This is a genomic window from Psychrobacter sp. ER1 (assembly GCF_048631835.1).
GTDB lineage: Bacteria > Pseudomonadota > Gammaproteobacteria > Pseudomonadales > Moraxellaceae > Psychrobacter.
Genome location: NZ_CP184640.1, coordinates 2,562,169 through 2,575,451, shown reverse-complemented (window position 1 = coordinate 2,575,451; position 13,283 = coordinate 2,562,169). Strand labels below are relative to the sequence as shown.

Genomic DNA, 13,283 nt, shown 5'->3' with positions numbered 1-13,283 from the left:
ATGTTTTTATATAGAAATAAAGACAAATAGCACAAATTGTACAGACAGCAATCTTATAAACCACCAATATCAATCAATAGAAACTAACTATTTATCTCTATTTAAAAGGAATTAATATGAGTAAATTTATGTTGTCTGGTAATGTCATTGAGGGTAAAAGAAGGCGCATCGCTCAATATCCAAGCTAACAATAGGTATTGGTCTATCAGCCATGCTGCTGACCTCTGGTTGCGCTACACAAAATATTCAGGCCTATCAGAACACCACACCAACGCTCGACATGCATGAGTTTTTTCGGGGCAAATCGATGGTTGGGGTATGTTCCAAGGTCGAAATGGCGAAGTAAAAAAGCGCTTTTATGTTGATATTGATGCAACCCATGAGGGAGATGATGTCATTGTCCTAAACGAGAAGTTCTCGTGGGCAGATGGCACGAAATCGCAGCGTATATGGCGTCTGACTGAGCAGACAGATGGCAGCTGGAAAGGTGTGGCAGGTGATGTTATTGGCGAGGCAACAGGGCAAGTGGTTGGCAACACGTTGCACTGGAATTACTTATTAGAGTTACCTGTCGAGGACAAAACCTATAAAGTAACGTTCGATGATTGGATGTATCTTATCAATAAGGATGTCATGCTCAATCGCTCAGTGATGAAAAAATTTGGCGTAGAGCTGGGTAGCGTAGACGTTAAGTATGCATCGTAAGCCTTCCGATGCTAACTAGAAATCTCTAAATCATTTGATAATAAGTTAGGTGCTATGCAATATCGATAAAGGTAGACGGTGTTCTTCAGCGTCTTAAAATGGCAAAATAGCAGCATATTTATCTATCACCTGTTATTTATTGGACTCTACAATATCGACTAGCATACCTAGATAGAGTATCTAAGCGACATAGACTGACGTGCACCATAGGTAGCCTATAGATATTTCGATAAAAATTGGTTAAAGTAAAATTATACAATTGATAGTATCAAATGATGCTATCAAATAACGATTAAAACAGTTTATTAAATTATTCATAAGTAAAAGGACGGTATCATGCGCGGAGTCAATAAAGTTATCATCATCGGTAACCTCGGAGCAGATCCTGAGGCACGCCAATTTAGCAATGGCGGTAGCGTGACCAATATCTCGGTTGCGACATCAGAGCAGTGGACAGACAAACAAAGCGGCGAAAAAAGAGAAGCGACAGAGTGGCATCGTATCGCACTTTTTAACCGTCTAGGTGAAATCGCAGCGCAATACCTGCGTAAAGGCAGCAAGGTTTATATCGAAGGTAGTTTGCGTACACGTAAATACCAAGACCAAAGTGGTCAAGACCGTTATATTACTGAGATTCGTGCTGAACAAATGCAGATGCTCGATGGTCAAACTGGCGGTGGTCAAGGTGGAGATAGCTTTGGTGGTCAAAACCAAGGTCAAAGTGGCGGCTATAATAATCAAGGTGGTCAAAACAACCAGAATAACTTTGGTCAGCAAGCAAATAATCAGATGGCACATCAAGGCGGCTACAATCAACCAGCGGCTCAAGGTGGGCAGAATAGCTTTAACAATCAGGCGCCTGCTCAGCAAAATCAATTCAATCAGCCAGCACAGAAACCTGCACAATCTAAGCCTACAGCAATGCCAGACGGCCCTGTAGATGATGATATTCCGTTCTAACTTATACAATAAATAAATGTTCAAAAAGCCCTGCAACTGTAGGGCTTTTTTAATGCTTGCTATAGTTGATTCAATTTAAAAGAGATACAAGGCAACTGAGTGCAGATGTAACTGTGATAGTTCAAACGAGGTTAACACTGTGGCTCTTTTATAGAGGGTTAACTATATCCAAAATATAATTCAGTTAATACTTTTTAACGTAGCTAAACTAATTTTTTATTAAAGAATTTTTAATTTATTTAATATGCTCTTAATACCTAAATCATTAAACTTAAGTTTATTTGGTATTGGTTTAATACTATTGGTTTTCACATTAGCTAGTATGCCTACTACCTTCTATACTCTATATTGACCGTTTATACCAAAAAATAATTATGATTAGTGACGTTTGGTTTTAAAAATTGCTATACTAACTTTATATGGCATATAGTTAATATATTGATCGTCTCTAAATAAAATAAATTTCGATGATAATAGTCAAAGTTTTACTTGTTTCTTATTAATAAATCGAAAGCTATTTAGATAATAGATTTTTATATTAAATGTTAACTTCTTCAGAAAGCAGCATAGCAACGACATAGTAAGTTACAGAGCTGATGCAGAACTATAGTCAATCCAAAATAAAAGAAGTACAACCCATATTATGAAATAGTTTAGGTAGATTATTCTCCATCCAACCTTGTCGTAGAAACTTAGCTTGTGCCCATTTCTTTTCAATAGGATTTAAGTCAGGACTATAGGATGGTAGAAATAAAAGCCTGTGACCATGCCTATTCAGAAGACTTTTCACTCGTTTATGAAAGCTGGCATTATCCATGACGATTACGCATTTAGTTTTAAGGCTTGGAATGAGCGTATATTTGCACCAGTCATAGAATATATCGCCATTGATGTTTTTCTCAAAGTAATCAAGCGCAAAAGCATCTTTTCATACAGAGCACCGATGACATTGGTACGTTTTTTAGCTTGCCAATTATAGCTATCAATACAAGGTTTACCTATCGGTGCGTAGCCATAAGGACGAATAGTTTCAGCCTCAAAGCCACTCTCATCCATATAGACAACGGGATAGCCTTGCTGCTTAAAATGATCAAGCTTATTCTTATATACCGCTCTTTTTATTGAACACGCTTTTGGATGTGCTAAGGTCTTTTTTTGGCTGATATTTAATCTTTTTAAGGCATAGCCAATACCTGATTTACTACAGTTTAAACGACGAGCTCGCTCATATAGATAGTCATCTGGGTATTGATTAACGTCTTGTAGAAGAGCTTCATTGGGTATACTGCTTGGCGTTTTGACTCTGGTCGTTTGGATGCTTGGGTCTATAAGCCAGCGCTGTAGTGTACTCTTGCTGATATTATAAAAAATACAGGCCTGACGGATGCTCATGTCTTTTTGCTCAATGTTTTTGATAACTTGTGCTCGAAAATCTGCTGAGTAGGTCATCTTTTATATTTCTCTTTGCTTGGTTTAAAAGCATTGTACCTTTTCTATTTTGGACTGACTATATCTCTAAAATTAGCAGTATTTGAGAGTATAGTGCATTGACTTACTACTCTATTATTTTAACAATAGATTTTTGTCGAAATATTATTGTGAGATTCTAGCAGTAGTCAAAGTACTAGAATTTTGTTTTATTATTAGAAAATATTTTCAAAGCTATAATAGCAATATATAAAGAATGATGACTTGTGTGTTTAGATTTATCCAAAACTAATTTTATTTAAAATGGATACAATGAGCATCTATCGCTATATATTTTCTATTTATAATGGATTGTTTGGGCTGTTATTAGAAATTAAATACTCTTTAGAGTTAATTATATTTTATAAATAGAATTAATGGCCAATGAACGATTTGTTCACTGCATTATTTCACGAAAAACAATACCTCAATAGAGGCCACACTCTTATTTTATAGTTGGATTTATTATGAGCAAAAATAACGCAATTGATTTAGAAAATTTGAACGTAGATGAGTTACGTGCTATAACTGAAAACGCTCAACAACTTATCGCCAAAAAACAACATCAACGTTTGTATGATGCCTATATGCAGTTCGAGCAAATTGCTGAAGATAGCAATGCAACGATCGAAGAGATACTGAAAGCTGGTGAAAAGTTAGAGAAAAAACGCAGTATTAAATATCGCAATACCGATGATCATAGTGAAACTTGGACTGGCCGTGGCCGTAAGCCAACATGGTTGGTTGAAGCGCTAGCAGCAGGTCGTGATATCGAAGATTTTGCTATTTAATTAGCTGTTTTCTTATAAAGTTACTTTCTTTGAACCAGTTTGAAGTTACTATTTATAATGGTGTAATTACAACTATTTAGCGATAGATATAGCTGTTTTTCAGAAAATAAAAGCCAGTATCTTTACTGCCAGTATTTTGGCAAAAAGATACTGGCTTTTTTCTGTCATCTATATGCCATTGTTTGTTATGATAATGACGTTTTTGTCTTATATAAGAGTTGTACGACTGTGGCCCAAGTATCTGAGTTTTCTCATAAACGTCCCCGTAAGCTCTGGTGGCTAGTGGGGTTTGTGTTGTTTGCGCTATTTTCTGTTTTGCAAATGCCAGCAGCATGGTTACTTGAGAAATACGCGCCAGATACGCCTTATGTCCAGCATGTATCTGGCAACGTATGGCAAGGTGCTGCCATTTGGCAATTGCCTATGTCATCGACGTCGCTTACAGGTATGGCAGAATGGTCATGGCAGCCTTGGCAGCTACTCATAGGTAAGCTAGGTGCGGATGTTAATATCCACTCAGCACAGACACGTCTGAATGGGCAAGTTAAACTTGGGTTAAACTCATGGCAAGTTGATGACATGAGTGGAAAAATTGCACCTGAGACGCTAGCGAGTGTGGTCAACTGGCAGCTGCCAAATACCCCTATTCAAGTAAACAATGTATCGCTAACGCGTCAGTCTGATAAAAGTGACACATCTAGTAGTGATCCTGCTAAAGACGCGGGCGGATTTAGTGCAGCGGATGGCCAATTGACTTGGGTTGGTGGTGAAGTAGGCTATCCTAGTGGTGGCAAAGTTTTTATATTACGATGCCTGCTCTAAGAGCCGAGCTTAGTACAGAGCAAAAAACAATAGAGATTTGTTGCATATCAATTTATTGAACAATCAAGATAAGCGTTTGGGTGATCTGTATCTCGACAGCGATAATATGCTCGATGTCAGTTTGACGCAGCGCTTGCTAGAGAACATGCCTGAGTATAAAGGACAAGCCGCTCAAGATACGCCAGTTGTCAGTGTGCGCCAGCCATTGTTAGCTGGTTTGGGGGCGAACTAAATGTTTAATATCGCCGCAAGCCTAAAACCTGTTATCAATACCCTCAATCGCTTTTCAGGTTGGCTATTGTTGTTAGCCATTGCTTGGCTATGCTGGACAGCCGCCCGTCTTTTATGGTTATTATTAGCAGCGCCTTTAGCACCTGCATTACCTTTAGCACCTCTACAGAATAGTGCCAAATCCACCAACGATTATAGTGGCTTATTTGCAATATTTGCTGATCCCGATCCTATTACCGCAGCCGTGCAACCACCTCCCAACATTGAGCTAAAAGGCGTACTACTAGCCATACCTGAGAGCATGTCTTCCGCCTTATTAAATGTCAATGGCGAAGTCAAAAATTACCGCATCGGTGATGGGCTAAAAGACAGCGATTATACGCTCGTGGCTGTTGATTGGAATTCAGTCATTATCGCTGATGCTAACGATAAAGAAACCGTTATCAAAATGCCAGAGGCGATGCCATTAGACCAAAGTGATATGCTAGCAAGCGGAATAAGTAATCAGCGTTTGCCAAATAATAGCATGTTGCCTACAGCGCCCCAGCCAGTACAAAACGCTGTTCCTGAGGCAGAAGGGACAACTGGCGCAGACACTTCAAAAAGTCCACAGTCGGCTATCGAAGAAGCGGTTACGGCCTTGCAAGAAAACCCTGCCAGTTATCTAAGTAGGATGGGGGTGATGGCATCAGGTGAAAGTTACCAAGTCACAGCGGCGATGCCTGCTGGCCTACGTAATCGTTTAGGGCTTGAGCCAGGCGATAAGGTACTGACCGTCAACGGACAGAGCGTGGGTAATAACCCAGCGCAAGATGCTGGTGTACTTCAGCAAGTACAGCAAGCAGGTGAAGCGCAGATAGAGGTTCAACGTGGTGAGCAAGTTATTACGATTCGCCAGCAGTTCTAGCAAGGTAGGTTTTTAGCAAAATTGCTCCTTAAAAAATCAGCACATAGTAAGCAATATCACTGTAGGTAATCATCAATATGGTAAGTTTTCAGAATTTTTCAGCCACGCTTTTGTACTGTAGCCTGCAGCGTTTGATGCGCCTGTGTCGTCCACTTTGTCTAGCAGTGCCATTATGGGCTGCTGGTATTGGTCTTGCCAATGCTGAGAGCTGGAAAGTCAATTTGCAAGACGCTGATATCAAAGCTTTTATCAATGAGGTCGCGACCATCACAGATCAAAACTTTGTACTTGATCCACGTATCAATGGTAATGTCACGGTCATCTCCAATAAAGCCTTGTCCCGTGATGAGATTTATCAGTTATTTCTAAGCGTGATGCAAGTGAATGGTATCGCCGCGATTGAGTCAGGAACGACGACAAAACTGGTGCCAGATAATATTGCTAAGCAATCTGGCGTGGCGGTTGATTTACGCGGTGATAGTGTGGGCGAGTCGCTCGCTACTCGAGTTATTTATTTGACCAACACCCAAGCTGCAGAAGTATTAGGTGTTATTCGCCCATTGATGCCGCAGTCGGCTCACGCGGCCGCTGTACCTGGTGTCAATGCGCTAGTATTGTCCGATCGAGCAGACAGCCTTAACCAACTGACAGCCCTTATCCGTGATTTAGACAGTAATGTAAATGACAGTTTGCAAGTGATACCACTACGCCATGTCGATGCCGAACGTATGATGGAGTTGATTAGCGCCTTAGTCTCAAGTGCGGGTAGTGGACAAGCACAAGGTGGCAACAATCAGCTAAAGGTGATTGCTGATACGTCAAGCGATAGACTGCTGGTCAAAGGCAGTCCTGAAATGATTGCTAAAGTCCAAGAAATGGTCAATCAATTGGATACTACGCCGACCAGACGTTTAAGTGGTTTACGTGTCTTTCGTTTAAAGTATGCTAGTGCTGGTCATATCGCCGATATGTTACGCGGTTTACTTGCTAATCAATCTATCAACAGTGCTGGCGCGACCTCGACATTAGAATCAGCTTCGCTAAATGATGCAAGTAGTACAGGCGCCGTAATTAATAATGCAGCCAGCGATAACCTTGGTAGTAGCAGTGCGGCCGCTGTGCCGACTAGCAGCACAAGTGGAACAAGCACAGGAGTGGGCGGTCGTCCGTTTAGTATTATCGCTGATGAGACTCAAAATGCCGTTATCGTCAACGCCGCACCTGAGCTAATGTTTGAGATTGAAGATGCGGTCAACCAATTAGACAGTCGCCGCGCACAAGTATTAATTCAAGCGGCTATCGTTGAAGTGTCAGGCGATGATGCTACCCAGCTAGGTGTTCAGTGGGCGCTAGGTAACGCTAATAGTGGGTATGGAGTGGTCAACTTTAACAATGTGGGAGCCAGCGCAACGACGCTTGCGGCTGCCGCTTTAGCAGGGACAAGTACGGCAGGTATTAGCGCTGCTGCCAGCTCTATCGCAGGTGCATTGATAGGCATTGGAGACAGTCGCAAAGACAGTCAGGGCAATACAGAGTTTTATGGCGCTATTTTACAGGCGCTTGACTCATCTACCAGTGCCAACTTGCTATCCATGCCATCGATTTTGACGCTGGATAATGAAAAAGCCAGTATCTTAGTTGGTCAAAACATACCTTTTGTCACGGGTTCTTTTACCACTAGTGGCAATAATTCAAACAACCCATTTCAGACAATTGATCGTCAAGACATTGGTATTAATCTGAATGTCATTCCCCACATTGGTGACAACGGCACAGTACGATTAGAGGTGTCGCAAGAAGTCTCGTCAGTGGTACCAGGTAGTACGGGTAATGCCAGTGGGCTAATTACCAATAAAAGCCTTATTAATACGACCATTCTAGCGGATGATCAGCAGACGATTGCCTTGGGCGGCCTGATGCGTGACAACACCACCACACGTCAACAGAAAGTTCCTGGTTTGGGCAATGTTCCTGTTATCGGTAGACTCTTTCGTTCTGACAATGACAGCACCCAAAAGAGCAATTTGATCATCTTTTTACAGCCGACTATTTTACGTGATGGCGGCGCGGTAGCGAAGTGTGACTGAACGCAAATTTAATCAAATGCGAGTGTTGCAGCTGGTCATTGATAAAAACGGTACGATTAAGCAATTACCATTGAGCGGCACTGAAGGTTGGAATGGTAATGTCAGTGCAGATTACGAGCTTATGCCGCTTAATCCTCTTATCCCTAAACGTGATCAAGCGCCAAAATCTACTTCGCAAGGTTTTACGAGAGTAGATAGTCCTAATAGCGGTATCACGACCTATCCTCTCAATCGTTAAAATAATAGCCTTATATATAACGGTTAATATGATTCAACTGACATAAATTAATGTACGATGTGATAGATACTAGTTACATCGTACATTAGCTTGCGTATTCATAACACAGATAAACATAGCCGCTTTTATATTTGAGTATATTAGTTACTAATAAAATAATGAGTTACGTATTATGTTTTCCACCATAGTAAAACAGAAGCTAAGATGACAAATTATAAGAATACAAAAAAGTGGTTTTTACTGAGTGTGGCTGCAACTGCGCTATTGCTCATCCCTAGACGCAGTAGTCGAAAGGACAATACGAAGACAGTAAACAACCATGAGACCGTATCTAAAGGTAATGATATCAATGATGCTCGTGAGAATGCAGCTAAAAAATAGAAGTTAGTAATTAGAAAATAAAAGCTCAGTAATGCGTCTATAGCAATATTCTTATATAAAAATACTAATATAGAAAAAATTGTTCAGTGTTTATTACTCAATTCTATGTTCTGAAAAGTCAGTTTTGGAGTTTATTAATGTGTGGCAACAAATCAGCGACTATGGCTGAGAGAATATACGCTAGAGAAGCTTTAAAAATATCTATCCTCTTATAGATACGCATACACATTTTGACGCTCCTGTATTCGATACTGACCGAAGGCAGCAGGTAGAGCAGGCTTATAGTCAAGGTGTCTGTCACTTAGTGCTAGTAGGTTATTTATACCAGTATTTTGATCGAATGTACGATACTCAAGACTCCATCAATGAACTGTCGCAATCGTCTGTGACAGAGGTGAATAGTAAAAATAAGTGCGATGTTGCAGCCCATATCGCGCTAGGTTTACATCCTTTTTATATTAAGCAGCATACCGACGACCATTTAACACAACTTGAGCAAATGGTGATAGAGCGTCGTCCATTAGCTATTGGTGAGATTGGATTAGACACCTTTACCGATGCAATGAAGCAGCCTGATGTATTTGCTAAACAAAAAGGTTCTTTGCGGCGCAGTTGGATATAGCAGTGGCCCATCGACTGCCAGTGATGCTGCATATTCGTAAGGCGCATGCCGAAGCACTTGCAATATTAAAAGCGCATAAATACGATGCGCATAAATTAGGCGGTATTGCCCACAGTTTTAGCGGTGGTGAACAAGAGGCAAAGGCTTTTGTAAAATTGGGGTTTAAGCTTGGTGTTACGGGTCAAATTACCAATCCGAATGCCAAAAAACTGCGCCGTGCTATTCAAGTAGCAGTTGAAAGTCATGGCATCGAATGCTTGGTTGTTGAAACGGATTGTCCAGATATTACACCTATTATGTGTCAGACAACGGATGATATTGATTCACATAATAGGAATGTACCAGCCAATCTGCCATGGGTATTAACAGGCTTGAGTGAGCTATTAGAGATACCACATGATAAACTTGCTAAGCAATTGTGGCAAAATAGCTGTGATGCTCTGAAAGTAGACTGGGCTTATTCAGTGTAATTGTGCTACTTATAAGAAAAGCATCGTTGTAATTAGAAGCTAAAAAGTACTAGCCAAATAAATGACAACCAAAATATTTGAAAAGAGAATTTGATCTGTTATGAGTGACACGCGACAATTTGAACAACCAGAATCCGTCGAAGACAGTCTTGCACAAGACGAATCGCGCCAACAAGATGAGCAGTACGATCGTCGTTTTCAAGGTACACGGACACTCTATGGTACCTCAGCGGTTGATACTTTTTCGGCAGCTCATGTCTACATTATTGGTGTAGGAGGAGTGGGCTCTTGGGCAGCAGAGGCGCTGGCTCGGACAGCAGTGGGAACGATTACGCTGATTGATTTGGATGTATTAGTTGCGTCTAATGTCAACCGCCAACTGCCTGCATTGGACAGCACATTTGGTCAAAGTAAAATTGAAGCAATGGCAACTCGTATTAGAGAAATTAATCCCACAGTAACGTTAAATTTAGTCGATGACTTTTTGACAGTAGATAATGTCGCCACACTCTTACCAAGTCGTGAAGCAGTCAAATTTGCCAATGCTCAGGGTAAACCGATTGTTATTTTAGACTGTGTAGACGATATGAATGCTAAATTAGCAATCGCTTTACACTGTCGTTTTAATAAACTAAAGTTGGTCTGTGCGGGCGGTGCAGGTGGTAAGATAGATCCAAGTCAGATTAGAGTAAGTGATTTGCGTGACTGTTATCAAGACCCACTACTTGCAAAGTTACGCAACAAGTTACGCCACGAAAAAGGCATTAATAGTGCTTTAAAAGAAAAATTTGGTATCAAATGTGTCTATTCGACAGAGCCACCGATTGTAGATAAAAGCTGTCAAACAGGCGGTTTACAGTGCGGTGGTTATGGCTCAGCAGTGGTCGTTACGTCAGTGGTGGCGATGATTATGGTGAGTGAAGCATTACAATTATTAATAAGACAGACGAGTCGTAACTAATGTGTCTGATATTATTTAATGGAGTTTACCTTGTCTATATCTAACTCGTCCAAGCAGAGCTACCCTGTCGCGGTAGATGAATTAGAACGTGTCAACAAGCTAAAGAAGTACCAGGTACTCAACGAAGATGATGAGCCTGCGTTCGATCGACTAGTTGCACTTGCAAAACTGTTCTTTGATGTGCCTGTAGTCACCATTACTTTCATGGACGAGGAAACACAGTATTTAAAACCAGCTTGTAAATTTGATAGTGAACCTGAAAGTGTATGCACGACATCACGTGACATTGCTTTTTGTAACTATACGATATTGTCCGATGACGTTTTTATAGTGCCAGATACTTGGAACGACGATCGCTTTAGCCAGAATCCCATGGTCTCAGGTTCTCCATATTTACGATTTTATGTTGGTGCTCCTATTATCTTATATGAAGACAATAAAAGGTATCGTCTAGGTACTTTATGCCTTATGGATACAAAGCCTAATCATAGTTTTAATGAACAACAGTCAGAGATCTTGGCAGAGTTTGCCAAAATGGCAGCTGATGCTTTGCAATTACAGGATAAGCAGCGTGATGCTAAGCGTGCTAATGAAATGAAATCGAGCTTTTTGGCTAATATGAGTCATGAAATTCGCACACCGATGAACGGTATTATCGGTATGGTAGAGATGTTAGGCGATACCCAGCTCAGTAATGAACAGCGAGAATACGTTGATAATATAAAAGTTTCTAACGAGCATTTGATGGTCATCATTAATGGTATTTTGGACTTATCAAAAGTTGAGTCTGGAAAAATGACGATTGATTCTATTCCATTGAATTTATCTAGCTTATGTAATGAGGTCGTCAGTTTATTTGCAATAAAGGCACGTCAAAGAGGCCTGACCTTAGATTATAATTATACTGAAACGCTATCACCTTATGTAAACGGCGATCCTGTACGTCTAAAGCAGATTATCGCAAACTTGGTCAATAACGCGATTAAATTCACGCGTGAAGGTGGTCAAGTAAGTATCGATGTTAAACATATGGACAATTGCTACTGTCCAAATAACATTAACGAAAAATTCGTGAGTACGAGTCAAGAAAAAGAAGCAAGCAAAATAGAATGCGATGAAACTGGTCAGAATATAACTTTGTGTATAGAAGTGAAAGATACGGGTGTTGGTATCAAAGAAGAGTCGTTAGAGGCGATATTTGACGCTTATGACCAAGCGAATAAATTTACTCATCGTATTTATGGTGGTACTGGACTTGGACTGTCTGTTTGTAAGTCTCTAGTCGATTTGATGGGTGGTTACATTCATGTAAATAGTGAAGTAGGAGTCGGTACGACATTTAGTGTTTTATTACCGTTAACTACTATTGATGAAGACAAGTATGAGACATGGCAAGACTCTAACGATACGACCATAATTGAACCTACGCATGAGCGGTCTGGGCATATCTTGTTGGTTGAAGATGATACTGTCAATGCGATTATTGCCAAAAAGCACTAACCAACAGTGGTCATACCGTCACTCATGTTACTGATGGTCAGCAAGCAATTGAGGCTTTTGCTTTATTCCCTGAGCGTTATGATGTGATATTAATGGATCATCACATGCCGATTTTGGATGGGGTACAGGCTACTATTAAGCTGCATGAATTATATGATTCTCAAGTATTGCCGCCCATTATTGCCTTGACTGCCAATGCAATGGACGGCGAGCGTGAGAAATATCTGAAAGTTGGTATGCAGGATTATTGCACCAAACCTTTTAAGCAAGAGCAGTTGAATGCCTTAGTACAGTATTGGCTGATACAAAAGCAATCATTGGAAGAAGAGTAACTTACTAAATATTAGTATTGGCGCCATTGATTAGCATTTTAATGTAACTATGATCGGTAAATATAAAAAAGCTTAACCGCCTATATGGTGGTTAAGCTTTTTTATTGATGATAAAGATATCAGTAAATATCAACTACCAGTCATGTTTAGAGCGATATTAGTTCACGCGAGTTTGGTAGTCGCCAGTACGCGTATCAACACGTACCACTTCACCTTGTTGCACGAATAATGGTACACGTACAACAGCACCTGTCTCTAATTTAGCAGGTTTGCCACCACCGCCTGAAGTATCGCCGCGTACGCCAGGATCTGTTTCTGTGATTTCTAACTCAACGAAGTTAGGCGGAGTGACTGACAGAGGAGCACCGTTAAATAACGTAATGGTACATAGAGCATTGCTGTTTTCTTTCAACCACTTGATTGAGTCACTCATTGCGTTTTTGTCCGCTTGAATCTGCTCAAAGCTCTCAGGATGCATAAAATGCCAAAACTCGCCATCGTTGTATAGATAGTTCATTTCAGTATCCATCACATCAGCAGCTTCTAAGCTGTCACCTGATTTGAAAGTTTGTTCCAGTACTTTGCCACTACGAAGATTGCGCAACTTAACACGGTTAAAGGCTTGACCTTTACCAGGCTTAACAAACTCGTTTTCAAGAATGGCACAAGGGTTGCCATCAAGCATCACTTTTAGACCAGCTTTAAATTCATTAGTAGAAAAACTTGCCACAAGAAACTCCTAGGGGTTGTAAATATAATAGTAAGACATAGGGCTGACTGTACCAAAATTTTCTGTTATGCCAAGTATT

The 13,283-nt window shown here is 40.5% G+C and carries 10 protein-coding genes and 4 pseudogenes; 12 read left to right on the top strand and 2 right to left on the bottom strand.

Going from position 1 to position 13,283, the window contains the following annotated elements; genetic code table 11:
- Positions 1-318 precede the first annotated feature (318 nt).
- Both ACOBWA_RS11960 and ssb read left to right on the top strand, forming a co-directional pair.
- Positions 319-705: a DUF3833 family protein gene (locus tag ACOBWA_RS11960; RefSeq protein WP_420229481.1), complete on the top strand. Its 387-nt coding sequence runs from the start codon at positions 319-321 to the stop codon at positions 703-705.
- Between the two features lie 336 nt (positions 706-1,041).
- Positions 1,042-1,665 carry a single-stranded DNA-binding protein gene (ssb, locus tag ACOBWA_RS11955; protein ID WP_101204383.1) on the top strand — a complete coding sequence of 208 codons (624 nt, stop codon included), beginning with the start codon at positions 1,042-1,044 and terminating at the stop codon, positions 1,663-1,665.
- A gap of 610 nt (positions 1,666-2,275) precedes the next feature.
- On the opposite strand, the pseudogene ACOBWA_RS11950 reads toward ssb, so the two are convergent.
- A pseudogene (locus ACOBWA_RS11950) lies at positions 2,276-3,057 on the bottom strand (IS630 family transposase).
- Positions 3,058-3,599: 542 nt separating this feature from the next.
- Between ACOBWA_RS11950 and ACOBWA_RS11945 the strand changes: the two are divergent.
- The 10 genes and pseudogenes from ACOBWA_RS11945 to ACOBWA_RS11900 all read left to right on the top strand — a co-directional run.
- Positions 3,600-3,923, top strand: coding sequence for an H-NS family nucleoid-associated regulatory protein (locus ACOBWA_RS11945; RefSeq protein ID WP_101204384.1), 324 nt, complete (start codon positions 3,600-3,602; stop codon positions 3,921-3,923).
- 228 nt (positions 3,924-4,151) lie between these two features.
- Positions 4,152-4,745, top strand: a complete 594-nt coding sequence (gspN, locus tag ACOBWA_RS11940) for a type II secretion system protein N (RefSeq protein ID WP_420229480.1) — start codon at positions 4,152-4,154, stop codon at positions 4,743-4,745.
- A 40-nt stretch (positions 4,746-4,785) separates the two neighbouring features.
- On the top strand, positions 4,786-4,977 hold the full coding sequence (locus tag ACOBWA_RS11935) for a hypothetical protein (protein WP_420229479.1): 192 nt from the start codon (positions 4,786-4,788) through the stop codon (positions 4,975-4,977).
- On the top strand, positions 4,978-5,883 hold the full coding sequence (locus tag ACOBWA_RS11930) for a type II secretion system protein N (RefSeq protein WP_420229478.1): 906 nt from the start codon (positions 4,978-4,980) through the stop codon (positions 5,881-5,883).
- 77 nt (positions 5,884-5,960) lie between these two features.
- Positions 5,961-8,208 (top strand): annotated as a pseudogene (gene gspD / locus ACOBWA_RS11925) (type II secretion system secretin GspD).
- A gap of 204 nt (positions 8,209-8,412) precedes the next feature.
- Positions 8,413-8,589, top strand: coding sequence for a hypothetical protein (locus ACOBWA_RS11920; protein ID WP_420229477.1), 177 nt, complete (start codon positions 8,413-8,415; stop codon positions 8,587-8,589).
- A gap of 199 nt (positions 8,590-8,788) precedes the next feature.
- Positions 8,789-9,681: pseudogene (locus ACOBWA_RS11915) on the top strand (TatD family hydrolase).
- A 100-nt stretch (positions 9,682-9,781) separates the two neighbouring features.
- Entirely contained in the window at positions 9,782-10,642 is an 861-nt protein-coding gene (locus ACOBWA_RS11910; protein ID WP_420229476.1) for a tRNA threonylcarbamoyladenosine dehydratase, read from the top strand.
- A 30-nt stretch (positions 10,643-10,672) separates the two neighbouring features.
- A complete protein-coding gene (locus ACOBWA_RS11905; RefSeq protein WP_420229475.1) occupies positions 10,673-12,142 on the top strand; it encodes a GAF domain-containing sensor histidine kinase in 1,470 nt (489 codons plus the stop codon).
- A gap of 38 nt (positions 12,143-12,180) precedes the next feature.
- Positions 12,181-12,474 (top strand): annotated as a pseudogene (locus ACOBWA_RS11900) (response regulator); the annotation flags it as partial.
- Positions 12,475-12,631: 157 nt separating this feature from the next.
- Here ACOBWA_RS11900 and efp read toward each other — a convergent pair.
- Entirely contained in the window at positions 12,632-13,204 is a 573-nt protein-coding gene (gene efp, locus ACOBWA_RS11895; RefSeq protein ID WP_057761310.1) for an elongation factor P, read from the bottom strand.
- Between the last annotated feature and the right edge of the window lie 79 nt (positions 13,205-13,283).